The organism is Variovorax sp. (assembly GCF_035634955.1).
In the GTDB taxonomy this organism is placed as follows: domain Bacteria; phylum Pseudomonadota; class Gammaproteobacteria; order Burkholderiales; family Burkholderiaceae_C; genus Variovorax.
Genome location: NZ_DASQBZ010000033.1, coordinates 24,678 through 49,408, shown reverse-complemented (window position 1 = coordinate 49,408; position 24,731 = coordinate 24,678). Strand labels below are relative to the sequence as shown.

20 protein-coding genes are annotated in these 24,731 nt (G+C 62.1%); 18 read left to right on the top strand and 2 right to left on the bottom strand.

Annotation, left to right across the window (positions count from 1 at the left end; all coding sequences use genetic code 11):
• Positions 1–312 precede the first annotated feature (312 nt).
• The 15 genes from VES41_RS22875 (at position 313) to VES41_RS22805 (ending at position 19,147) form a co-directional block, all read left to right on the top strand.
• On the top strand, positions 313–1,071 hold the full coding sequence (locus VES41_RS22875) for a hypothetical protein (protein WP_324821869.1): 759 nt from the start codon (positions 313–315) through the stop codon (positions 1,069–1,071).
• Positions 1,072–1,218: 147 nt separating this feature from the next.
• Positions 1,219–3,456: a YjbH domain-containing protein gene (locus tag VES41_RS22870; RefSeq protein WP_324821867.1), complete on the top strand. Its 2,238-nt coding sequence runs from the start codon at positions 1,219–1,221 to the stop codon at positions 3,454–3,456.
• 28 nt (positions 3,457–3,484) lie between these two features.
• Positions 3,485–4,663 (top strand): polysaccharide biosynthesis/export family protein, encoded by a 1,179-nt coding sequence (locus VES41_RS22865; protein ID WP_324821865.1) that lies wholly within the window; start codon positions 3,485–3,487, stop codon positions 4,661–4,663.
• A gap of 11 nt (positions 4,664–4,674) precedes the next feature.
• Positions 4,675–6,909, top strand: a complete 2,235-nt coding sequence (locus VES41_RS22860) for a polysaccharide biosynthesis tyrosine autokinase (RefSeq protein WP_324821863.1) — start codon at positions 4,675–4,677, stop codon at positions 6,907–6,909.
• Between the two features lie 78 nt (positions 6,910–6,987).
• Positions 6,988–8,115: a non-hydrolyzing UDP-N-acetylglucosamine 2-epimerase gene (wecB, locus tag VES41_RS22855; protein ID WP_324821861.1), complete on the top strand. Its 1,128-nt coding sequence runs from the start codon at positions 6,988–6,990 to the stop codon at positions 8,113–8,115.
• Positions 8,116–8,131: 16 nt separating this feature from the next.
• A complete protein-coding gene (gene wecC, locus VES41_RS22850; protein ID WP_324821859.1) occupies positions 8,132–9,394 on the top strand; it encodes a UDP-N-acetyl-D-mannosamine dehydrogenase in 1,263 nt (420 codons plus the stop codon).
• 11 nt (positions 9,395–9,405) lie between these two features.
• On the top strand, positions 9,406–10,461 hold the full coding sequence (locus VES41_RS22845; RefSeq protein WP_324821857.1) for a glycosyltransferase: 1,056 nt from the start codon (positions 9,406–9,408) through the stop codon (positions 10,459–10,461).
• Positions 10,451–11,200: a lipid II flippase family protein gene (locus VES41_RS22840; RefSeq protein WP_324821855.1), complete on the top strand. Its 750-nt coding sequence runs from the start codon at positions 10,451–10,453 to the stop codon at positions 11,198–11,200. Before VES41_RS22845 ends, VES41_RS22840 begins: the two co-directional genes overlap by 11 nt.
• Before the next feature lie 2 nt (positions 11,201–11,202).
• Entirely contained in the window at positions 11,203–12,474 is a 1,272-nt protein-coding gene (locus VES41_RS22835; RefSeq protein WP_324821853.1) for a hypothetical protein, read from the top strand.
• A complete protein-coding gene (locus tag VES41_RS22830; RefSeq protein ID WP_324821851.1) occupies positions 12,471–13,721 on the top strand; it encodes a glycosyltransferase family 4 protein in 1,251 nt (416 codons plus the stop codon). The genes VES41_RS22835 and VES41_RS22830 overlap by 4 nt, the downstream gene beginning before the upstream one ends.
• Positions 13,718–14,314, top strand: coding sequence for a sugar transferase (locus tag VES41_RS22825; RefSeq protein ID WP_324821849.1), 597 nt, complete (start codon positions 13,718–13,720; stop codon positions 14,312–14,314). Before VES41_RS22830 ends, VES41_RS22825 begins: the two co-directional genes overlap by 4 nt.
• Complete coding sequence (locus tag VES41_RS22820; protein ID WP_324821847.1) at positions 14,311–14,973, top strand: acetyltransferase; 663 nt, start codon at positions 14,311–14,313, stop codon at positions 14,971–14,973. The genes VES41_RS22825 and VES41_RS22820 overlap by 4 nt, the downstream gene beginning before the upstream one ends.
• A 34-nt stretch (positions 14,974–15,007) precedes the next feature.
• The gene (locus VES41_RS22815; protein WP_324821845.1) at positions 15,008–16,204 is read left to right on the top strand and encodes a DegT/DnrJ/EryC1/StrS aminotransferase family protein; all 1,197 of its coding nucleotides are present in this window, start codon (positions 15,008–15,010) and stop codon (positions 16,202–16,204) included.
• Positions 16,205–16,350: 146 nt separating this feature from the next.
• Positions 16,351–18,672: a nucleoside-diphosphate sugar epimerase/dehydratase gene (locus tag VES41_RS22810; protein ID WP_324821843.1), complete on the top strand. Its 2,322-nt coding sequence runs from the start codon at positions 16,351–16,353 to the stop codon at positions 18,670–18,672.
• A 49-nt stretch (positions 18,673–18,721) separates the two neighbouring features.
• Positions 18,722–19,147 carry a low molecular weight protein-tyrosine-phosphatase gene (locus tag VES41_RS22805; protein WP_324821841.1) on the top strand — a complete coding sequence of 142 codons (426 nt, stop codon included), beginning with the start codon at positions 18,722–18,724 and terminating at the stop codon, positions 19,145–19,147.
• 21 nt (positions 19,148–19,168) lie between these two features.
• Here VES41_RS22805 and msrA read toward each other — a convergent pair whose 3' ends face one another.
• Both msrA and VES41_RS22795 read right to left on the bottom strand, forming a co-directional pair.
• The gene (msrA, locus tag VES41_RS22800) at positions 19,169–19,681 is read right to left on the bottom strand and encodes a peptide-methionine (S)-S-oxide reductase MsrA (protein ID WP_324821839.1); all 513 of its coding nucleotides are present in this window, start codon (positions 19,679–19,681) and stop codon (positions 19,169–19,171) included.
• Between the two features lie 30 nt (positions 19,682–19,711).
• A complete protein-coding gene (locus tag VES41_RS22795) occupies positions 19,712–20,527 on the bottom strand; it encodes a hypothetical protein (RefSeq protein ID WP_324821837.1) in 816 nt (271 codons plus the stop codon).
• A 298-nt stretch (positions 20,528–20,825) separates the two neighbouring features.
• Between VES41_RS22795 and VES41_RS22790 the strand changes: the two genes are divergently transcribed.
• The 3 genes from VES41_RS22790 (at position 20,826) to VES41_RS22780 (ending at position 24,680) form a co-directional block, all read left to right on the top strand.
• The gene (locus tag VES41_RS22790; protein ID WP_324821835.1) at positions 20,826–22,220 is read left to right on the top strand and encodes a DUF3300 domain-containing protein; all 1,395 of its coding nucleotides are present in this window, start codon (positions 20,826–20,828) and stop codon (positions 22,218–22,220) included.
• A 6-nt stretch (positions 22,221–22,226) separates the two neighbouring features.
• A complete protein-coding gene (locus VES41_RS22785) occupies positions 22,227–23,054 on the top strand; it encodes a DUF2950 family protein (protein ID WP_324821833.1) in 828 nt (275 codons plus the stop codon).
• A gap of 63 nt (positions 23,055–23,117) precedes the next feature.
• Positions 23,118–24,680, top strand: coding sequence for an arylsulfatase (locus VES41_RS22780; RefSeq protein ID WP_324821831.1), 1,563 nt, complete (start codon positions 23,118–23,120; stop codon positions 24,678–24,680).
• Positions 24,681–24,731 lie beyond the last annotated feature (51 nt).

The window sequence follows — 24,731 nt, the reverse complement described above, 5'->3', positions numbered from 1 at the left end:
TTCCCCCGGTGTGTGACATTTTCACACCCGCGATACGAGGTATGCTCGAACTTGCAGGCAACTTCGGTCAAACTTGAACAACGGCATTCAAGTCGTCAGAACGTCTCCTGATTGTCACTCGCACGCGGCGGGCAGTCGCGTCATGTGTAGGCAACAGGTTTGTTAGACTTTGTTTTGCTGCAGCGGGGGGAGGTCTTCGTTGCCAAGCACAGATCCCAGTCATCAAGCGCGCCGGCATGGCGCCTTAATTCGAGTCCGCCGCTGAATTGCCGGGCAACTGGGGACTTTCTTCTTAACTTGGTTTCTTCATTTATGTATAGCAAGTTCGCAAAACTGGGTGGCCTGAAGCTCGTTATTGGCACGGTGGCCCTGGCCGCCCTCGCGGCCTGTGGCGGCGGCGGTGGTAGCGACGACAACAGCACCGGCGCCGGCGCCCAGGTGGTGATCACCGGCACGGCAGCCAAGGGCGCCATGCTGCCCAGCGCCTCGATCCAGTTGACCTGCGCCAACGGCACGAACCTGTCCGCGACCACCGGTGCGGACGGCCAGTACACCACTGCCGGTCAGATTGCCTACCCGTGCATCGGCTCTGCTACGCAAGGCAACCTGGTTTATCGCGGCATCCTCTTCTCTGGCGACGTGGCCAACTTCACGCCGCTGACCGACATGCTGGTCGAAGGCGTCTTTGCCGCCTCTGCACCTGGCAACGAGTCGCTGACGCGCGCGCAGTTCATCGACAAGCTCAAGGACGCGACGTTCGCTCGCAACCTGGCCTCTTCGGCCGATCTCTATCGCGATGTGGTGCGCAACCAGATCATGCGTCTGCTCGCGTTGCGCCTGCAGCCGGAATCGCTGGAGCCGATTTTCGCGCCGATCAGGCAGAACTTCGACGCGATCCGCTTCCGCCTGGGCTCCGACCTGGACAAGCTGCTGGACAACACCGCGCAGGATGTGCAGAACGCCGACGGCAGCGTCAAGTTCGAGGTGCTGGCCGACGTCAAGACCGAGGCCGACAAGCTGCCGGTTCCGGGCGCCAGCGCCACCGGCGCCACCGGCGGTTCGGGCAGCTGATCGATCGTTCGATCTTTCTTCACGCTCTCTGAAGCCGAAGGGCAGTCCGCGGACTGCCCTTCGGCTTGTTGGCGAGGGCAGATGTAACACTAATAAGACAACTGTGGGGCGGGTTGAATGGGGCGGGTAGCAGGGATGGGAGCCGGCATGGCGCTGCTGGCCATGGCGGCGCAGCCGGTGTGGGGACAGGGTGTGCCCGGATTGAGCGCAGCAGGCTACAGCGGCCTGGCGGTCACGCCGGATGCGCGACTTCTTCGCTGGGGCACGATGGGCCTCGCGTACGACAACGCGGTGCTTGGCGCAACGCCGGGCAGTCGACATGGCACTGACGGACACAACCTCGTGGCGGGTTTCGGGCTGCTGCCCAACCTGGAAATCACGGGCCGTGTCGCGTCCAGCACGCTCGACGAAAACTGCTACGTCACCAACTGCGGCGTGCGCGACCTGTCCTTCAACTTCAAGGCCGGCCTGGCGCTCGACAAGGCCGGCCAGTGGAAGGTTGCGGGCGGCATCACCGACCTGGGCGGCGCCGCAACACTGTTCCGCTCGTACTACGGCGTGTTGAGCTACACCGACGGCAAGCTGCCGTTCGGCGAGTTCGACGCAAGCGCGGGTTGGGCGCGTCGCGATCAGGCCCGCGCCAATCGGCCCGCCGCGCCGCTCGACGGCCCGTTCGCCAGCGCAGCGTACCGGCCCTGGTCGTGGCTGCAGGGCTCTGTCGAATACGTGGATGGCGGCAGCTGGGCCGGAGCGCGGCTCTACGCCCCATCCAGCTGGCTGCCCGAAGGCTGGTCGGCCCACCTTGGCGCGAACGTGCGCCTGCATGGCGACGATCGCACGCCGCGCAACTGGTTCAGCGTTGGCCTGACGGTGCCGCTGTACAAGGTGCCCACCGTCCGGCCGGCACCGACATCGACAGGCGCTCCAGGTGCGCTGGTGGCGCCTGCCGCGCCGGACCCTGCTGCGCCTTCCCCGAATGCGCGCGAGTTTTCGCCGGCGGGGCTGCCGCCATCGGCGCCGCTGCAGGCCGTGGCGCAGTCGCTGGCCGCGCCATCGTCGCAGGACATGCAAGCCGGCGCGCGGTCGATCGACGACGAGCGGCTGTCCCGACTGGCCGACGCGCTGGTGGCCAAGGGCTTCGAAGACGTCGACGTCGGCCGCCTGGCGAACGGGGCGGTAGCCGTACGCATCAACAACGCCACCTACAACGTCAACACCGCCGACGCGCTCGGTGAGGCGCTGGGCGTCGTGGCGCGGGAACTCGCCACCGACCGGGCGGACTACCGGCTGGTCCTGACGCAGCGGCAGTTGGCCGTGGTTGGCGCCAGCGGCCGCGCGGACTGCCTTGCGCAATGGATCGTGCGCGAAACGCCTTCGTGTACCGCTGTCGGCCTGCATGCGCCGGGGCAGGACGAGGTCGACGCGCTTGTCGCCGGCGCCGCGTGGGCCGTTGAGGGCCGCGCGCCGAGCTGGCATACGGCGCGCGTGTCGGTGCAGCCGGTGCTGCGCAGCGCCCTGGCCACCGAGTATGGCGCATTCGACTATTCGCTCGGCTTGCGCGCGACACTGCAGCAGCCGCTGTGGTCGGGCGCCTATGCCGAGGTGAGCCACATCGCGCCCATGGCCGAGTCCGACGACTACCGCGACGGTGGCGTCTTTGCGCGCAGCCGCATCGAGAACGACACCGACCGCATCCTGGTGCACCAGTCGCTGCGCCTTCCGCTGGAGCGCCTGTTCGCCGACCGCGAGGCCGCCTCGCGCCGGGGTGCCAGCGCGTTGACGGCCCACGTGGCCGCCGGCCGCTTCGACAGCAACTACCGCGGCTTGTTCGGAGAACTGCGCTGGGAACCGGGCGCCGGCGACCATCGCCTGGCGCTGGAAGGCGGGCGCTTCGAACGCACCACCTACTACGACCAGGTGCTGCCCATCGACACGCGCTCGCTGCTGGGCAGCTACCGCTACGCCTATCGGCCGACGAACACCTACTTCGAGGCCAGCGCCGGCCAGTTCATGTACGGCGACGTCGGGGTGCGGCTGGGCGTCAAGCAGTGGTTCCACGACGTGGCCGTCAGCATGTACTGGCGGCGCAGCAAGTTCGACTGGGCCAACGCCTCGCGTGACGTTGCCGGTATCGAGATCTCCATTCCGTTCACCCCGCGCAAGGACATGAGCCCGACGCACCACATCCAGGTGACGGGCGTGCCGCGCTGGTCCTATGCCGTGGAGACGGTCGTGGGCGAGGGCAGGAACAGCGTCGGCGTCGGAGTCGCGCAGGGCGTCAGGCCCAACGCAGCGACCCTGGACGCCACCTTCAACAGCGATCGTGCGGGCTTGGCGTACTTCCAGGCCAATCTGCCCCGCATTCGCAGCGCCGCGGCGCAATGAGCCAACTGAGTCAACTATGTTTCGGTATTTGCTTTTCTCTCCACGTCGCCAGCCAGCGGTGCGCTGGCCCTTGTCCCTGGGCGCCGTGATGCTGATGACCGGCTGCGCCATGGCGCCCGGCGTGAACTTCGACGAAGCCCTCAAGGCAGAGGCGCGCGCCGCGGCCGCAACCGCCACGGCCGGCCCCGGCATGAACGCCGCGGACGCTGACGCGCCGCCCGCCGGCGCGCTGCAAGACATCACCCCGGAGCTGATCCGCACCCAGCGCGCCGCGCAAGCGCGCCACGTCGGCGCGGAAGTGCAAAGCCTGTTCGGCGAGCCGGCGCAATACCGCGTCGGCGCCGGCGACATCCTGAACATCGTCGTGTGGGACCACCCCGAGCTGTCGCTGCAGCCTGCCGGCTCCATCACCACCGATGCCATCAGCGGGTCGCCGGTGAGCAACGGCTACAACGTCAGCCAGGACGGGCTGATCCAGTTTCCGTACGTGGGCAACTTCAAGGCCGGCGGACTGACCGAATACCAGATTCGCGACGGACTGGTCAAGCAACTGTCGCGCTACCTCAACGAGCCCAAGCTCACGGTGCGGGTGCAGTCGTACCGCAACGGCCGCGTTTATGTCGACGGCTCCGTGCGCACGCCTGGTCTGCAGGCCGTCAACGACGTGCCCATGACGCTGCCCGAGGCGATCAACCGCGCCGGCGGCTTTGCCACCGATGCCGACCGCTCCACCATCGCCGTGTCGCGCAACGGCAAGACCACGCTGGTCAACCTGCCGCAACTGGTGCAGCAGGGCGTCAACCCCAATCAGATCATGCTCGCGCCCGGAGACATGGTGCGCGTGTTCAGCCAGGAAGACGCCAAGATCTACGTGCTGGGCGAAGTCACGCGCCCGTCCGCGCAAGCGCTGCGCAATGGCCGCCTGACGCTGAATCAGGCGTTGGGCGAGGCGGGCGGCGTCAGCACCACCAGCGGCGATCCGCGCCAGATCTACGTGGTGCGTGCCAAGCCCGAAGGCAACCCCGACATCTTCCACCTGGACGCCAGTTCTCCCGTGTCTTACGCCCTTGCCGAGGGCTTCGAGCTCAAGGCACGCGACGTGGTGTACGTGGACCCGGTGCCGCTGGTGCGCTGGAGCCGCGTGATCAACCTCATCCTGCCCAGTGCGCAGGTGGTGGGCGTCGGCAACAACGTTCTCGTGAACTGAGGGGCGCCGCAATGAACCAGACGCAAGCCCCCGCCAACAACGCACCGGCCAACGCGCGCCGCGGCGACGAAATCAACCTGCTCGAGCTGCTGGACGTGGTGCTCGACCACCGCTGGCTCATCGCCGCCGTGACCGCGCTGGCGATTCTTGTCGGCGCAGTCTATGCGCTGCTGGCAACGCCCATCTACCAGGCTAATACGCTGATCCAGGTGGAGGACAGCAAGGGAGACCCCATCGGCAGCATGCTCGGGCAGTCCGCCGCCGGCCTCTTCGACGTCCGCTCGCCGGCATCTGCCGAAATGCAGATCCTGCGCTCGCGCCTGGTGGTCGAGCAGGCCGTGGCCAACCTGGGCCTGGACATCGAAGTGCAGCCGCGCTACCTGCCGCTGGTGGGCCGCTGGCTGGCCAAGCGCGCCACCGACTTGTCCAACCCCGGCATCTTCGGCTGGGGCGGCTTTGTCTGCGGCACCGAGTCGATGCATGTTGGCCTGTTCGACGTACCGCAGGACGTGCAAGGCAAGGCATTTCGCGTGCGGCTGATGGACAAGGGCGCCTATCGCCTGATCACACCGGACGGCGAAGACCTGGGGCAGGGTCAGGTCGGCCAGGAGTTCCACTTCAAGATCGACGGCGCTGCCGGCCGCCTGCTGGTGGCCGATGCGCAGGGGCTGCCGGGCGCCACCTTCAACGTCACCCGCTACTTCCGCCTGGAAGTGACCGAAGACCTCCAGAAGGACCTGCGCATCTCCGAAGAAGGCAAGCAGTCCGGAGTGATCCGCGCCAGCCTGGAAGGCGAGGACCCGCGCGAAGTGGCGCGCCTGCTCAACGAGATCGGCACGCTCTACGTGCGCCAGAACACCGAGCGCAAGGCGGCCGAGGCCGAGCGGTCGCTGGACTTCCTGGGCAGCTACCTGCCGCAACTGCGCCGCCAGCTCGAAGAATCGGAGACGCGCTTCAACCAGTTCCGCAACCGCAACAGCACGTTCGACCTGAACGCCGAGGGCAAGGCCGTGCTGGACAGCGCCGTGCAACTGCAGACCGACCTGCTGACGCTGCAACAGAAGCGCAAGGAACTGCGCGCGCTCTACACCCCCGAGCACTACACCGTGCGCACCGTCGACGCGCAGATCGAAGGCGTGCAGGCCAAGCTGCAAGACCTGGAAACGCGCACCAAGAAGCTGCCCAACATCGAGCAGGAACTGCTGGGCCTGACGCGCGACATGAAGGTCAACAGCGAGATGTACGCCAATCTGCTCAACAGCGCGCAGCAACTGCGGCTGGTCAAGGAAGGCAAGGTGGGCAACGTGCGCGTGGTGGACGTCGCCGCCGTCACCCGCAAGCCGGTCAAGCCCCAGCGGGCACTCGTGGTGGCACTGGCCGCAGTGCTCGGCGTACTGGCCGGCGTGGCACTGGCCTTCGTGCGCAACAGCCTGCGCTCGGGCCTGAAAGACCCTTCCGAGATCGAACAGACCGGCCTGCACGTTTTTGCCACGGTGCCGCACTCCGACGTGCAGGCGCGCCAGGCGCTGGACGTGAGCAACAAGGTCAAGGGCACCCACGTGCTGGCCGTGACATCGCCGCAGGAGCCCGCGATCGAAAGCTTGCGGAGCCTGCGTACCGCGCTGCAGTTCGCCATGCTCGACGCCGCCAACAACGTCATCCTCGTCACCGGCCCCACGCCGGGCATCGGCAAGAGCTTTACCAGCGTGAACCTGGCAGCCGTGCTGGGCGCGGCAAATAAGCGCGTGCTGTTGATCGACGCCGACTTGCGCAAGGGCCACTTGAACCAGTACTTCGGCCTGCCACGCGAGCGAGGCATGAGCGAAGTGGTGAGCGGCAGCGTGCCGTTGGCTGACGCGCTGCACCGCGAGCTGGCCCCGAATCTCGACTTTCTGAGCACGGGCGTCTTGCCGCCGAACCCGGCGGAACTGCTGATGATGCCGGCGACCATTGAATTGATTCGCCAAGCGTCACAGGACTATGACCTTGTGCTGATCGACACGCCGCCCGTCCTGGCCGCATCCGATACCGCAATTCTTGCGCCGCACGCGGGCGCGGTGTTCCTGGTTGCTCGCGCCGAAATCACCAATCTGGGCGAGCTGAAGGAAAGCAACAAGCGCTTGCTGGATACCGGCGTGAAGGCGAAGGGAATCATCTTCAACGGGTTGAGGATGGACAAGCGGCGGTATGGCTATGGGGTTGGCTACAAGTACGGTGGATATCGGTATACCAATTACAACTATTAGCCGCCACCTCTGGGCACAAATCCACGGATTTGGCCCCGCCTAATCGAAAGCCGTTCGCCGCGGATTTGATACTTCCTTATGTCAAGAAAAAAGACGCTCTTAGTATTCGGCACGCGCCCTGAAGCAATCAAGATGGCGCCGTTGGTGAAGCATCTGCAGGCCCATCCGGAATTTGATGTCAGGGTGTGCGTTACAGCGCAGCATCGCGAGATGCTGGACCAGGTGCTTGCATTGTTCGACATAACGCCGGACTTTGACCTCAATCTGATGAAGCCTGGTCAGGATTTGACTGACATCACGTCTGGCGTGCTCAAAGGGGTAAAGGGTGTGCTGAACGACTGGCGGCCAGACGTGATGCTGGTGCATGGCGACACGTCGACAACTTTTGCTGCATCACTGGCCGCGTTCTACCAGCGCGTCGATGTGGGTCACGTGGAAGCGGGTCTACGCACCGGAAACCTGTATTCGCCCTGGCCGGAAGAGGCCAACCGGAAGTTGACCAGCGTACTCGCGCGCTGGCACTTTGCGCCGACGACGACCTCGCGCGCGAACCTTCTGGCAGAGGGTATCCCCAGCACGGCCGTCCACGTAACGGGTAACACCGTTATCGATGCATTGCTCCAAGTGCGTGAGAAAGTCAACGCCGACAAGCAATTGCAAGCCTCGTTCGGCAAGACATTCGACTTCATCGACTCCGCCAAGCGAATCGTGCTCGTCACGGGCCATCGACGAGAGAATTTCGGTGACGGATTCGAGCGCATTTGCCAAGGTCTGGCTCAGATTGCCCGAGAGCATTCTGACGTTCAGGTGGTGTATCCCGTCCATTTGAACCCGCAAGTGCAGGAACCCGTAAAGCGTCTGCTCGGAAGCGTTGAAAACGTGCATCTGATCGCGCCGCTCGACTATCTGCCGTTTGTGTATCTCATGGATCGCGCAACGTTGATCCTCACAGACTCGGGTGGTATTCAGGAGGAAGCGCCTTCGTTGGGCAAGCCGGTGTTGGTCATGCGAGACACGACCGAGCGCCCCGAGGCCGTCGAAGCTGGAACGGTCAAGTTGGTCGGGACTGAGGTCGACGCAATCGCAAGCCAATCACGCTCGCTGCTCACTGATTCGAAGGCATATGAAGCGATGTCCTTCGCACACAACCCTTACGGCGACGGACAAGCATGCAAGCGCATCGCCGAAGCCATCCTTGCCGCCTAGCGCAAACACCTAAAACATGACTTTCAAAACCGTTTCTGTTATCGGCCTCGGCTACATCGGCTTGCCAACCGCGGCCGTCCTCGCTTCCCGAAAACTTCAGGTTGTCGGCGTTGACGTCAATCCCAAGACGGTTGACACAATCAACCAAGGGAAGATTCATATTGTGGAACCTGACCTAGACATGGTGGTTCACGCGGCCGTGCATGAGGGTTACTTGCGCGCTACTACTAGCCCAGAGCAAGCTGATGCGTTTCTTATAGCAGTTCCGACGCCGTTCACCGGCGACCATCAACCGGACATGTCGTTCATCGAAGCGGCGAGCAAGTCTGTCGCGCCTGTACTCAAAAAAGGTGACTTGGTCATCCTCGAGTCCACGTCTCCGGTTGGGGCGACGGAGCAGATGGCGGGGTGGATGGCAGAACTTAGGCCGGATCTCACATTCCCAATGACCCACGGCGCGGAGTCAGATATACGGGTTGCCCATTGCCCGGAACGTGTTTTGCCCGGTCATGTGTTGCGTGAACTTGTCCAGAATGATCGCGTTATCGGAGGGATGACCGAAAAATGTTCGGCAGCATGCGTTCGCCTATACAAACTGTTTGTTGAAGGTGAATGCATCGTCACGGATGCGCGGACGGCAGAAATGTGCAAGCTTACGGAGAACAGCTTTCGAGACGTGAACATTGCATTCGCGAACGAGTTGTCCGTTATTTGCGATAAGCAGGGAATCAATGTTTGGGAACTCATCAAGCTGGCGAATCGCCATCCGCGCGTTAATATTTTGCAACCGGGACCAGGCGTTGGCGGTCACTGTATTGCTGTTGATCCTTGGTTCATCGTGAGCGCAGCCCCGGAAGACGCTCGACTCATCAGAGCGGCTCGCGGCGTCAACGACTATAAGCCGCAGTGGGTGATCGCCAAGGTTGAGTCTGCAATTGAAGACCATTTGCGTGCGAATCAAACAAAAAATAAAAGTAAGGTTAACGTTGCGTGCTTCGGCCTTGCGTTCAAGCCGAATATTGATGATTTGCGAGAAAGCCCGGCCCTGTCAATTGCCGCTTCGCTGGCAGAAAGAGCAGTAGGAAACATATTTGTCGTCGAACCAAATATCTCGGCCGTTCCGCCGCAATTTGAGAATTCCTTCACCTTGATCACCGACAAGGAGGCCTTAGAGGTTGCCGACGTCGTTCTCCTGCTTGTCGATCACAGGCAATTTGCTGAAATAAAGCCGCAGCTACGAAAAAATCAAGTGCTGATTGACTGCAAGGGAATCTGGTAGATCGCTCGCAAATGAAACTCCTGGTGCTTGTTCAGGACTATCCCTCGGATGAAAATCCATATGCTATGAGCTACGTGCATACACGGTGCTTAGGGTATCAGAAGAGGGGACACGAAGTCGACGTATTGAACTTTTCGAGCGAGCGTGACTATGCGCACCAAGGCATTAACGTCTTCGCCGAGGCTGGATGTGATTGGAGAATCTACGATAGGATCATTTCCCACGCTCCAAATCTGAAAAACCACGTTCGCTACTTGAATAAAGTGACCAATGCGAAAATAGCGTTCTTCTTTCACGGTCACGAAGTGTTGCGAAGATCGGAGTATCCGACTCCCTATAAGTGGAATCGGCCGAGTGCACTTAAAAGGTTTTCCGCGAGCCTGTACGACTCTGCAAAGCTTATTGTGCTTCATAGCTGGCTTAGAAGAAAGTGCAAATCGAATGATATCGGGCTCGTCTTCGTAAGTGAGTGGATGCGGCAAAAGTTCGAAAGCAATATTGGGAAGATTGCCGGCGAAGAATGGATCTCGACTGTAATTCCAAATGCTGTCCATGATTCTTTTGTCGACAATTCGTATGTGCCAAGTAGGGTAAAGAGTGCTGATTTTGTAACTATTCGGCCTCTGGATGATTCAAAATATTGTGTCGACATGGTCGTAAGGTTTGCCGAACGATTTCCAGGAAAGAAATTTCACATCTTTGGCCGAGGGCAATTTTTTTTGCATATTCGGCAGCCGAAGAATGTTGTATGGTTTGATCGTTATATCACGCAAGATCAAATTCCAAGGGTTTTGAACCAATATTCATATGCGTTAATGCCGACGCGGTTTGACGCTCAAGGTGTGATGATGTGCGAAATGGCCGTTTACGGAATTCCCGTCGTTACAACGAAGTTTACTGTCTGCCAAGAGATGCTCGCAGGATTTGATAATTGCGCGTGCCTTGATCTCGATGCCCCTGATTCGATGCAGCGGATTCAATGCCTTCAATCGGCGACAGTCAAGAATCGTAAATTTGACTCCGATATGTTGGTAAAAAAAGAAATTGAGTTTTTTCATGCGATTTGATATCGCCATATTTCTTGCAATAATTGTTTGCTTTACCGCTATTCATTTCATTGAGATATCGTCCTATTTGGCGAGGTTATCAGGCGTTGAAAGCGGAAACAACGCTCTCGCATATGCAACTCAAAGCGCGGTGTTTATGGCAACGCGTTTTTTTTCTATGCTCTTGCTGCCGATGCTGGGGCTCGTTGTAGATTTGAAGGTTGAGACGGGAACCTATTTGATCGTTGTTTCGGTAGCGATTGGATGTGCTTTCTTGGCAAGCCTCGGGGCCATCGCACTTCGTGGAAAATTGATAGCCTCGTTTGATTTGGTTGTTGGCGATGTTCGAAAAGGCGGGTCTTTGCTGTTCTCGCTGGCGAAGGTGCCAATTCGAGTATTCGTAGTTTCAGGTTTTTCTCCGGCGATAGGTTCGATAACCGTGCATTGGAGAAGTCGGATATTTTGGTTTTCTGCTGTAGTGTTCTCAATTTACGCGACTTCAATATTCGTGGCGTTCTACTTTGGTTTGATTTTTTCTGAATTTCGCACGTCGATTAGTCAGCTATCTGCGGTCACAAACGCGTTGGCCACAGTGCTTCTGACGTTTTATGTCGAACCCAGAATCTCGGTAGCCATAGACAAAGGGGATGATCCCGCCAAGAAGATATTTTCCATGCTGCTGGGGCGACTTTTGGGTCTGGGCGTTTTGGCTTATTTGCCATTAATAGGCCTATGGCTCGTTTTCTCTAGGTCCGCCTGAAAGTGATTGGCTTTCTTATTGGGTTTTGCATTCTTGGCGTTGGTTTCGTAGGAGCCAGGCTGGAGTATGTGAACAGATCGCCCGTTTTCTTGTTTTATCTGGCAATTTGCGTCCTATTTAGTTTTCCGACTTTCGAGGCAATGATCGGACCTAGCGAGTTTCCGGAGTGGGTGTACGTTGATGCTAGTTTCTTTGCGTTGTTGTATCTAATTTGCTTTGTCGTTACACGCTATATTGTGGTGAGCGGTTGGGGTCTTGCGAGTATTTGGAGTGGTCTCTTTGAGGCTTTAAGAGACTGGGGTGCGCCAAAAAATAGCTGGATAATTCCTGCGTGTTTATTGGCGAGCATATTGTTCTTTTTAACAGGGCTGGGCATCTATAGTGTAAACGCTGCCTTCTCTATAAATTGGTGGGATCTTGTGCACTCCGGTAGTCCCTTGGTGTTGCTGGCCACCTACACTGCTTATTCTGCATCTTGCTTGTTAATACTTGTTCATCTTTGGCGGAAAGATTTTCCCAGGGCATTTTATATTTCGGCTGGTCTTAGTGTGTTCTTCTTGGTTTTTTCTGTTTTTGTTTTAAAGACAAGAAGTTATGCTTTGATGCTGTTGGTTCCATACTTTTATTTTGTTCTATGCGGCAAAGGGAAAAGTGGATTTGTGGGTCTGTTGTTTTTGTCTGTGGGCACTGCGTTTGTGTTTGTGCTCACTAGGGCAGTGCGGCACGCGGAGGATTTGAATCAGTTTCTATCGTTTGGCCTCTCATATTTTTGGGGGGATGCCGCTAGCGGTGTGGAAACGGATTTTGTAAAGGCCTTTTATTTTTTTGTGTATAAAGGCGATGCGTTTGTAGGGTTTGGGGAAAACATTACTCTCCAGCGAGTGCTGCTTTTCTGGCTGCCTAGTTTTGGCGATTGGGTTAAACCTCCTGATTTTTCGTATGTAATGCATTCCGCATACTATGGTTCGGCTTTGGAGGACAGCTTGTCGATGCACCCTACTGTATTTGGGGACGCATTCGGTAATGCGGGTTACGTTGGAGCACTGACCTATTCAACTTTGCTTGCACTTTATTTTTCGGGAGTCGAGTATCTGGTGAAGGCAAGTCGTAGTTATTTGCTTAAATTGTCTGCGTTTTCATTGATGTGCGTTTGCGCGTTAATATTTGCGCGTGGGGCCATTTACAACGCCTTCATGTTCTCGCTACTCCCGCTCATATTGGTTGCCGCAGCGATTATTTTCGCTAGTCTTTTTGGAAGATTGCGTTTGCGATGAGAGTTCTTTACTTCCATCAGCACTTTTCGACGCCCAGGGGATCGGTGGGTATCCGCTCCTACGAGATGGCACGCCGGTTGGTGGGCCTTGGCCATCAGGTGACCATCGTGTGTGGAAGCTACGGCGGTGGGGAAACTGGCTTGACAAGCAAATTTGTTCGAGGCCGACGTCGAGGAGTGGTGGATGGAATTGACATCGTCGAGTTCGATCTGGCGTACTCAAACAGCGATGGATTCCTGAAGCGCGCCACAGTGTTTTTCAAGTTTGCAGCACGCAGCGTCGGGCTGGCGCTTGGCGAACGCTATGACGTGGTGTTCGCTACGACGACACCATTGACCGCTGGGATTCCAGGAATATTCGCGCGCTGGATTCGGGGCAAGCCGTTTGTGTTTGAGGTGCGGGATCTTTGGCCGGAGTTGCCTCGCGCGATGGGTGTTATTCGCAATCCACTCGTGCTATGGGCAATGTCAGTCCTCGAATGGGCGAGCTATCGTTCTGCGCACCGCCTGATTGGTTTGTCGCCGGGCATCGTCGATGGCATCGCTCATCGCAATGTTTCACGGGACCGGATTGCGCTTGTCCCAAACGGTTGCGATCTTGGCATTTTTGCAAATGCGCCCGAGCCGTGGCGTCCAGCGGGTGTTGCTGCTGATGACCTGTTGGCGGTTTTTGCTGGGACCCATGGCATCGCGAATGGACTAGACGCCGTGCTCGATGCCGCCGCGGAACTGAAGCGCCGGGGCCGGAGCGACATCAAGTTGATGCTGATCGGGCAGGGGAAGCTCAAGGCTGGCCTTCAAGCTCGCGCACAGCGCGAGGGTCTGGTGAACGTGATCTTTCACGACCCAGTCAACAAAGCCCGACTCGCAGGATTGATGGCAGCCACTGACCTCGGGCTCCAAGTTCTCGCGAACGTGCCCGCGTTTTACTACGGGACGTCCCCCAACAAGTTCTTTGACTACATCGCGGCGGGCTTGCCAGTCCTCAACAACTATCCGGGCTGGCTGGCGGAGATGATTGCGGAGCACGAATGCGGATTTGCCGTTCCTCCAGACGATGCCGGGGCATTTGCCGATGCTTTGGAGCGCGCAGCCGACGATCGATCCGCCCTGAAGCTTATGGGCCAGCGGGGCCGTGTGTTGGCTCAAACCCAGTTTGATCGCGAGAAACTGGCGGATCGCTGGGTGGATTGGGTAGAGGGTGCGGCGCCGGCAGCGCTTGACCAATCTGCGAGCGCGAAGCCATGAAGCGCGGTCTTGACGTTGCGGCTTCGGCGCTGGCGTTGTTGCTTTTGAGCTTGCCTTTGCTGCCCTTGCTTTGGTTGGTTCGTCGACGGCTCGGCACCCCGGTCCTCTTCAGACAAACGCGGCCGGGTCTCCGTGGCGACCCATTTGAAATGATCAAGCTCAGAACGATGACGCAGGCCTGCGGGCCGGACGGCAAACTGCTACCCGACGCTGAGCGCCTGACAGGCTTCGGCCGTTTCCTCCGCGCCACCAGCCTCGACGAACTACCCGAACTGTGGAACGTCCTCAAGGGCGACATGAGCTTGGTGGGGCCGCGGCCTTTGCTCATGGAATACCTGCCGCTCTATACGCCCGAGCAGGCGCGGCGTCACGAGGTGCGCCCGGGGATCACCGGCTGGGCCCAGGTCAATGGCCGCAACGCGTTGAGCTGGGAGGAAAAGTTCAAGCTCGATGTCTGGTACGTGGACAACCGCTCGTTCTGGCTTGACATCAAGATCCTGTGGCTGACCGTCAAGAAGGTGTTGGTGCGCGAAGGCATCAGCGCGGCTGGCGATGCCACCATGCCCAAGTTCACCGGCAGCGCGCGCGGATGACGGCTATTGCATCTCCCCGTAGGCAGTTGGCGCTGCTCGGCGCCAGTGGTCATGGCAAGGTGGTCGCCGAGTCGGCGCTCGCGGCCGGGTGGGGCATGGTCGCCTTTTTCGATGATTCGTGGCCGCAGTCGGCGGCCAATGGCAGGTGGTCGGTTGTAGGCGACACGGCCCACCTGATGGCGCGGCTGGCCGAGTTCGACGGGGTGCTGGTGGCCATCGGCAACGCCGCGGTCCGAGTGCGCAAGCAAGAGGATCTGCGGCAGGCGGGCGCGAAGCTGGTTTCGGTGGTGCATCCGCGCGCCTGGGTCAGCCCTTCGGCCACGTTGGGCGCCGGCAGCGTCGTGATGCCAGGGGCCGTGATCAATGCGGACGCTGTGCTGGGCCTGGCCTGCATCGTCAACACCGGCGCTTCGGTCGACCATGACTGCCGCCTTGCCGAGGGCGTTCACATCAGCCCGGGCGCTCACCTTTGCGGCGGCGTGTCGGTCGGCGCGTGCAGTTGGGTGGGCGTGGGTGCCGCCGTGCGACAGGGCATTCGCATCGGCGCCGGTGTGACGGTGGGCGCCGGCGCGGTCGTCGTCAAGGATGTGCCGGACGGCTTGACCGTCGTGGGCTGCCCGGCTGCGCCGTTGGCGGCAAATCGCGCCGTCCAGGGCTGATTTTCAAGTTCTTGTTTTTTCAATCTCCCCAGTCATGCTCAACACTCCGTTCTCCCCCTGGCCCAGCTTCACCCAGGAAGAAGCCTCGGCCGTCCAGCAGGTGCTGCTGTCCAACAAGGTCAACTATTGGACCGGGACCGAGTGCCGTAATTTCGAGAAGGAGTTCGCCGCGTGGGCGGGCACCGAGTACGCCGTGGCGCTGTCCAACGGCACCCTCGCCCTGGACGTTGCGCTGAAGGCGCTGGACATCGGTCCGGGCGACGAGGTGGTGGTGACGCCGCGTACGTTCATCGCCAGCGTCTCGTGCGTGGTCAATGCCGGCGCCACGCCGGTGTTCGCCGACGTGGAAGAAGACAGCGGCAACATCTCGGCCGCCACCATCGCGCGGGTGGTCACGTCGCGCACCAAGGCCGTGATCTGCGTGCACCTGGCCGGCTGGCCTTGCGACATGGACCCGATCATGGCGCTGGCCGACGCACATGGCTTCAAGGTGATCGAGGATTGCGCGCAGGCCCATGGCGCCCGCTACAAGGGGCGCGGTGTCGGCAGCATCGGGCACATCGGCGCCTGGAGCTTCTGCCAGGACAAGATCATGACGACCGGCGGGGAGGGCGGCATGGTCACCACCAGCGACCGCGCGCTATGGTCTGCAATGTGGTCGTTCAAGGACCACGGCAAGAATTGGGAAGCGGTGTACGAGCGGCAGCACCCGCCGGGCTTCCGCTGGCTGCACGACGGCTTCGGCACCAACTGGCGCATGCTTGAGATGCAGGCCGTCATCGGGCGCATTCAACTGCGCCAGATGTCCGACTGGAGCGCCATGCGCGCCAGGAACGCGCAGGCCATTCTTTCGGCGTGCCGGTCGCATGCGGCGCTTCGGGTGCCGGAGTTTCCCACCCACGGCGGCGATGCCGCTTCGTCCAGCATGCACGCGCAGTACAAGTGCTATGTCTATGTGCGTCCGGAGAAGCTGGCCCAGGGCTGGAGCCGCGACCGCATCGTCGAGGCGATCAACGCCCTGGGCGTGCCGTGCTATCAAGGCTCCTGCTCCGAGGTGTATCTCGAGAAAGCCTTCGACGACACCGGCTGGCGGCCCGCCGTTCGGCTGCCGGTGGCCAGGCAACTTGGCGAAGACAGCCTGATGTTCCTCGTGCATCCGACGCTGACTACGGCCGAAGTCAACAAATGCTGTGACGCAGTTCACAACGTGATGCAAGAAGCGGCTGCTTAAGTACTATGATCGACTAACAAAAAGATACAAACGTATTCAGATCGGTATTTGATGCAAGCAGCGGATACAGGCGCGTCCGGCCGAGGGGGCCGAGCCCCCAAGCCTGAACGGCAAGTGCAAACTGGTTGGCTTTCCGGTTCGGCGCAATGAACGCGATGGCCGTCAGGGCGCAGTTCCTGCGCTGGTCGTTTTGGGTGACTGCGCTGATCGTCGGCGTCCTGTCGCTGGCGCCGGTGCTGCCCGAGGAAATTCCCAGCACGGGCTGGGACAAGACCAATCATCTCGTGGCCTACGCCGCGCTGGCCTTGCTGGGCCGCGCCGCCTATCGGCGCCAGCTGCTCGCGGTGCTTGCGGGGCTGTTCGCCTATGGCGGCCTGATCGAGGTGCTGCAGTCTTTCACGCCCACGCGCATGGCGGAATGGGCCGATCTGCTGGCCGATGCGCTCGGCCTCGGCCTTGGCTGCCTGTGCGGCCTGGTACTCGACCGCAACCCGCTGCAAGGGTCGGTCGGCACGGTGCTGGCCTTGCCGCGTGCCGCCAAGCGCGCCGTGGTGCTGTTCGTCGACGCCTTCCTGTGCGTGCTGACGGTGTGGCTTGCGTTGTCGCTGCGCCTCGAAGGCTGGGTGCCGCTGCGCGGCGCCTACTGGGCGGCCGTGCTGGGTTCGGTGATGCTGGCGTTGCCGCTGTTCGTGCGGTTCGGGTTGTACCGGGCCATCTTCCGCTATGGCGACGACCATGCGCGCGCTGCCGGCTGGGCTGCGGGCCTCATCTACACCGTGGTGTATGTGGTGCTCTTCGCGATGATCGGCGTCGAGGGCGTGCCGCGCACCGTGGGGCTGATCCAGCCACCGCTGCTGCTGCTCGCCGTCGCGGCCACGCGGGTGCTGGCGCGCAACTGGCTCAGCGACGCGTACCGCGGCATCGTGGCGCCCTACGGCACCCAGCCGGCGCAACCGCTCGCGCTCATCTACGGCGCTGGCTCGGCTGGCCAGCAACTTGCGGCGGCGCTCGCCGACAACGCCGATCTGCGCGTGGTCGGCTTTCTCGACGACGACCGGCGCCTGCATGGCGGCACCATTCGCGGCCTGCGCGTCTACAGCCCCGACACGTTGCCCGCACGCGTGCGGCAACTGCACGTGAGCACCGTGCTCATGGCCATTCCGTCGGCGTCGCGCAAGCGCCGCAACGAGATTCTGCAATCGATCCTCGAGGCGCACGTGGCAGTCCGCACGTTGCCGAGCCTGATGGACCTGGCGCACGGCCGCGTCCAGACCAGCGACCTGCGCGAACTCGACATCGACGACCTGCTCGGTCGCGACGCGGTGCCACCGGACCGGCAACTGCTCGGCAAGAACATCACCGACAAGGTTGTGCTGGTGACCGGGGCGGGCGGCTCCATCGGCAGCGAGCTGTGCCGGCAGATTCTCAAGGGCCGCCCGGACACGCTGCTGCTGGTCGAACGCAGCGAGTACGCGCTCTATGCCATTCATGGCGAGTTGCAGCAGGCGTTGGCCCTGGAGCCGGGGAGCGTGGGCAACGGCATCCGCATCGTGCCGCTGCTGGCGTCGGTGCGCGAGGCACCGCGCATGCGCGAGATCATGAGCACCTGGCGGCCGCACACGGTCTACCACGCGGCAGCCTACAAGCACGTTCCGCTGGTCGAGCACAACGCGGCCGAAGGCGTCAAGAACAACGTCTTCGGCACGCTGGTCACGGCGCAGGTGGCGGTCGAGTGCGGCGTCGAGGATTTCGTGCTCGTCAGCACCGACAAGGCAGTGCGCCCCACCAACATCATGGGCACTACCAAGCGCGTGGCCGAAATGATCCTGCAGGCGCTTGCCGAGTCGCCGACGGGCGCGCCCCGCCGCACGCGCTTTTGCATGGTCCGCTTCGGCAACGTGCTGGGCTCGTCGGGCTCGGTGGTGCCGCTGTTCAGGCGCCAGATTCGCGACGGCGGGCCGATCACGCTCACGCATGCCGACATCACGCGCTATTTCATGACCATCCCGGAGGCCGCACAACTGGTGATCCAGGCCGGCGCCATGGCCAGCGGCGGAGACGTGTTCGTGCTGGACATGGGCGAGCCCGTGCGCATCATCGACCTGGCGCGCCGCATGGTGGAGCTGTGCGGGCTGACGGTTTGCGACGAGCAAAATCCCGAAGGCGACATCGCGATCCGCATTACCGGCCTGCGCCCGGGCGAGAAGCTGTACGAAGAGCTGCTGATCGGCGACAACCCGCTGGCCACCACCCATCCGCGCATCCTGAAGGCGCACGAGGATTTCCTGCCTTGGCCCGAGCTGCACAAGCGGCTCGACGCGCTCAACGGCGCGCTCGAGGACAACAACGTGCCGTACATCCGCGAGCTGCTGCAGCACATGGTGCACGACTACCGGCCGGACGTGCGCGTGGTCGACTGGGTGCACGTCGAGCAGCAAAGCACGGCGTTCGCCATCGCTGCCGGCTGACGCCGGCGGCAGCAGTGGACGCCCTCGCGGCGCCACTACACTTGACGAAATGCAGTTCATCCTGACAGTTTGTATTGGCAACATCTGCCGCAGCCCGCTGGCCGAGGCGATGCTTTTGCGGGCATTTCCCGAGCGGACGGTGTGGTCCGCCGGCCTGGGCGCGCTGGTGGGGCAGCCGGCCGATCCGTTGTCGCTTCTGCTGGCGCAGGAAAACGGGCTCGATCTGGCGGCCCACCGCGCCCAGCAGATCAACACCGTGATGTGCCAGCGCGCTGACCTGATCCTGGTGATGGAGCAGCACCAGCGCGAGGAGCTGGAGCGGCGCTACCCGCTGGCGCGCGGCAAGGTGTTCCGCCTGGCAGAGGCCGACATCGCCGACCCCTACCGCCAGCCACGCCCGGCCTTCGAGACGGCTTACGCCGAGATCGCCGCCGGAGCCGAAGCCTGGGTGCAGCGCATCCGGCGCTTGTCCTGAGCCTGCACCGGATGGCGCCGCTCAGCCGGCGTTGCGGCGCGGCAGCTTCCAGTCCGGGCGCACCCAATGGCAGGTGTAGCCGTCCGGGTAGCGTTGCAGGTAGTCCTGGTGCTCCGGCTCGGCTTCCCAGAACGGGCCGGCAGGCTTCACTTCGGTGACGGCCTTGCCGGGCCACAGGCCCGAGGCGTCGACGTCCGCAATGGTGTCCAGGGCCACCTGGCGCTGCTCGTCGGTCGTGTAGTAGATGCCCGAGCGGTAGGAACTGCCGCGGTCGTTGCCCTGGCGGTCGCGCGTGCTGGGGTCGTGGATCTGGAAGAAGAATTCCAGCAGTTGCCTGAAGCTCATCTGCTCGGGGTCGAACACCACTTCGATGGCTTCGGCGTGCGTGCCGTGGTTGCGGTAGGTGGCGTTGGCCACGTCGCCGCCGCTGTAGCCCACGCGCGTGCGAATCACGCCTGGCTGGGCGCGCAGCAATTCCTGCATGCCCCAGAAGCAGCCGCCGGCAAGGATGGTCGTCTCGGTGTTGGTACTCATTGTTACGTCCCTGGTTCAAAGTAAAAAAGGCTATCGCAAGTTTCGGATCGCGTCGATCGTTGCGCGCGTCATCTTCCTGCTGTTTGCGACGCATTCATTCCGCCTCGGCGGGCTGCATATCCGGCTTTGCGACCAACCGGACCATGACTCTTCGTTGCCAAGAAAGCCGGGATAGAGTTCCAGGCCATCCAAGCGCTTGTCTTTCAACATTGCAACCTGCAACCCAAGCAATTCGCTGTACGCGCCAAGGTCATCTTCAGCGCTGCAGTTGCCGGGAAGGAACTGACGGCACCGAATGTAGTCGACCCTGTCGTAGTGGTACACGCCGCCGTAGACCATTGCGTTTGGAAAAAGGGCTTTGACTGACCGGACATACTCCGCATAGCTTGCGGCGCTCTTCCTGAAATGCAAGTAGAGAGCCACTCGATCTACTTTCCCTCGCGCCTGTGAAGGGAAGGTTGACGAATCGCGCCCAATCGTGGCGATATCGTCTTCATAGACTGTGACGCCGAACTTGAGGTGCGGATTGACCGACTTTGCGGCATCGATCAACTGATCGAGGTAGGCATCCCCAGCGCTCGTCTTGGTCCTCTTCATGAAGGCCAGGAGGTCGTCGACACCAATCTCCTTGAGCGCTCGATCTTGTAGCGACAGAGACGAGTACTGCTTTGCTTTCTCGATGTTCTCTTCTTGCCTCCCCGCCTGCGCAAAGGCTATCGCGACGGAGTCGATCCCAGCAATCGTCTTGTAGCGGTCAACGCATTCTTGAGGGGCCGCGTGGCAGCCATACCGGAGTTCATTGACATACGGGGCGGCACTCTCCGTCGGCCTGTTGCCCCACGACATGATGCGGGCGGCTGACTGGGCTTGAGCCAAAGATGAGAATGACAGGGCGAATAGTGCGACAACGGTTGAAAACGAATGCCACCTATTGAATCGAAGATTGCATGGCCTTGGCTGATATGTCATCGAGGCATAGTAGTGTGTACGGTGCAATGTCTAGCAATGACTTTTCTGGCTAGGTAACTTTGTCGCAAGACGGTAACGAATGCGGGACCGATCGACTATGCTGCGCGCTCCGGCCCACGACATGGCGCATCGGGCCACATCATTTCCTTGGAGAGGGAAGCGAGAGGAACGTGCAATGAAGAAGACATTTTCTCGATGGCTGGCAGGGAGTTTGCTCCTTTGCGTGTCGCTGCTGGCGTCGGCGCAGAACGCTCCAAAGCTGGACAACGCGCAACTCGACCAGCTGCTCGCACCGGTGGCGCTGTATCCCGATGCCGTGCTGTCCCAGTTGTTCATGGCCTCGACCTATCCGGATGACGTGAAGGAGGCGGCCGACTGGTCCAGGGGCCACCAGGACCAGAGCGGCGATGCGGCGGTGAAAGCCGTGGACGCCGAGCCGTGGGACCCGAGCGTGAAATCGCTCGTGGGCTTTCCTTCGGTGATGGACCTGATGGGGCGCCAGCCCGATTGGGTGGTGCAGGTGGGCAATGCCTTCCTCGACCAGCCCGACGACGTGATGGACTCGGTCCAGCGGCTGCGCCGACAGGCCCAGGCGGCAGGCTCGCTCAAGAGCAACGAGCAGCAGACCGTCACCGTGCAGTCGCAAGGACCGTCGCAGATCATCGAGATCGCGCCGGCCAACCCGCAGGTGGTCTACGTGCCGCAGTACAACCCGACGGCGGTCTACGGTGCCTGGCCGTATCCCGCGTACCCGCCTTACTACTACCCGCCGTATCCGGGGTCGGTGTTTGCCACGTCGCTGGTGGCGGGCATCGGCTTCGGCCTGGGCGTGGCGGCGATCGATTCGATGTGGGGCGGCTTCGACTGGGGCCGCAACGACGTCAACATCAACGTCAACCGCTACAACAACATCAACGTGAACAACCGGTTGCGTGCGAACCAGACGAACTTCCAGCACAACGCCGCCCGCCGCGGCTCCACGCCCTATAACAACGCGGCCAACCGCCAGCGCTTCGATTCGCAGCGGCAGGCCGGCCTTGCCAACCGCGGCGGCAATCTCGGCGGCGCGCGTGCCGCGGCATCTGGCAGCCGCGATGCGGCGCGGGACCGGGCCGCGCAGTCGATGCAGTCGCGCACCGGCCAGTCGATCGCGGGCCACGAGGTGGGCGGCGGCCGTGCCGGGTCTGGCGCAGCGCGCGACCGCGCCGGCCAGGGTGCGGGCGGTGCACGCGACCGGGTCGCGCAGCAAGGCGGTGGCGCCGCGCGTGACCGCGTCGGGCAGGGCAGCGGCGGTGCGCGCGAGAGCGCGGCCGCGCGCCAGAGCCGCGACCACAGCGCGGCGATGAACCGTTCGCGCGCAGCGAACCACGACAGCGCGTTTCGCGACGCGGGCAATGGCGCCAAGGTGCGCCAGCAGGCTCAGCGCGGGAACGTGCAGCGCGCCAATGTCGGCGGCGGCCACTCGTTCTCTGGCGGCGGCGCGCGTCCGTCCGGCGGCGGCGCCCACATGGGCGGCGGAGGTGGCCGGGCCGGTGGCGGCGGTCACATGGGTGGTGGGCGCAGGAGGTAATCAGCCATGAGAAAGAACAAGACCATGACACTGCGTGCGCTGGGCCTGGCGGCCGCGCTGGCCTGCGGCACGATGGGCGCGGCGCACGCGCAGGCGGCCTATCCGAGCCCGCAGGCCGCATCGGAGGCACTCCACGAGGCACTGGCCCTGAGCGACCGCAACGCGATCCGCCATGTGCTCGGCGCCAACTTCATGCGCTACGTGCCCGATCACGACGTCAACATGGAAGACGCCTATGCCTTCCTCGAAGCGTGGAACAAGGCGCATGTGATCGAGCAGGCCGCCGACACGCGGGCCGAACTGGTGGTGGGCGACGGCTGGCATTTCCCGGCGCCCATCGTCAAGGGCGCGCACGGCTGGTCGTTCGACGTGCGCGCCGCGCAGGCCGAGATCATGCGGCGGCGCATCGGCCGCAATGAGCTCGGCGCCATCGAGACCCTGAAGGAGCTTTGCGCCGCCCAGGGCCGCTACACGCAGAGCCAGGGCCAGCCGGCAAGCCGCATCGTCAGCAGCGCCGACCAGCGCGACGGCCTTTACTGGCCGGCGGTGGACGGGGCCGAGAGCCCGCTCGGGCCGGATGCACTCATCATGGGCCCCGATACGCCGGTGGATGCGGCGCTGTACGGCTACCGCTACCGCCTGCTGCCGCAAACCGGCGCCGACGGCAAGGGCTGCGCTTTCGTGGCGTGGCCGGCGCGCTATGGCAGCGACGGCGTGCATACCTTCGTGATCGGCGGCGACGGCATCGTGCGCGAGCGCGACCTCGGCTCGTCGGCCGCCGCCAGCCGTGTGCAAGGGGTCAGCACGACAGAAAATTGGAGCGCCGTCCAATAAGCCAGTGTTTTCTTCCCGTGCGTCGGCGCGCCGTGCGGACCATCAACCCGAGAAGGAGTTCATGTGGCAAAGGAAAAGAAACCCAACATCCTCGTCATCTTCGGTGATGACATCGGCATGTGGAATGTGGGCGCCTATGCGAACGGCATGATGGGCCGCACGCCCAACATCGACAGCATTGCCCGCGACGGCATCCTGTTCACCGACCACTACGGCCAGCCCAGTTGTACCGCCGGGCGCGCCGCCTTCATCATGGGGCAGCTGCCGGTGCGCACCGGCATGACCACCATCGGCATTCCCGGCTCGGCTCGTGGCATCCAGAAGGAAGACCCGACGCTCGCCGAGATTCTCAAGGCCGGCGGCTATGCGACCGGCCAGTTCGGCAAGAACCACCTGGGCGATCGCAACGAGTTCCTGCCGACCATGCACGGCTTCGACGAGTGGTTCGGCAACCTTTACCACCTCAACGCCGAGGAAGAGCCCGAAGAGCTGGACTACCCTGGCCAGAAGAACCCCGAGTACAAGAAGAAGTTCGGCCCGCGCGGCGTGCTGCACTGCTGGGCCACCGACAAGGACGATCCGACCGAAGACCCGAAGTTCGGCCGGGTGGGCAAGCAGAAGATCGAGGACACCGGCGCGCTCACCCGAAAGCGCATGGTGACGTTCGACGGCGAGGTGCTCGACAAGACGCTCGACTGGCTCGACCGTACCGCCAAGGCGGACAAGCCGTTCTTCTGCTGGTTCAACACGACGGCGATCCACATCTGGTCGCACCCGCCCAAGAAGTACATCCAGATGGCCGTCGACGAAGGCCGTGCCGAGCAGGACGTGGTGCGCGCCAAGATGCTCGAGCATGACGAGCAGGTCGGCGTGCTGCTCAAGAAGCTCAAGGACCTGGGCGTGGACGACAACACGATCGTCATCTACACGACCGACAACGGCAACGAGCTCATGATGTGGCCCGACGGCGGCTACGCGCCGTTCCGGGGCGAGAAGGGCACCACGTGGGAAGGCGGCGTGCGCGTGCCCTGCCTGGCCAAGTGGCCCGGCAAGATTCCGGCCGGCAGCGTGTCCAACGGCATCCAGTCGCACGAGGACCTGTTCGTCACCCTGTGCGCCGTCGCCGGCATGCCGAAGGTGAAGGAAGAACTCCTCAAGGGCCACAAGGCGGCCAACGGCGTGACCTACAAGGTGCACCTCGACGGGTACAACAACATCGACCACTGGACCGGCAAGTCGGCCAAGTCGGCGCGGCGCGAGTACTACTACTACGACGAGACCGACCTGATGGCGGTGCGCATCGACAGCTGGAAGATGCACGTCGGCGTCAAGAGGGAAGGCAGCTGGTGGAACGAGAAGGCCTACCCGAGCGTGCCCTACGTCTTCAACCTGCTGATGGACCCCATGGAGAAGATGGACCCCGAGTCGCACGAGTGGGGTTACGCCGGGCGCAAGTTCTTCGCCTCCAAGATGTGGGCGCCGACGGCGGCCGGGCCTTTCCTGGCCGCGCACCTCAAGAGCCTGCAGGATTTCCCGCCGACGCAGGGCGCCGACAGCCTGAGTCTGAAGAAGAACATCGAGATGGCCATGGCCAAGCTGGAGTCGCCCAACGGCAGCAGCAACTAGCGAGCGCAGGCCGTACCGGTCGGCCATGAAAAAAGGGGCGCCTGGCGCCCC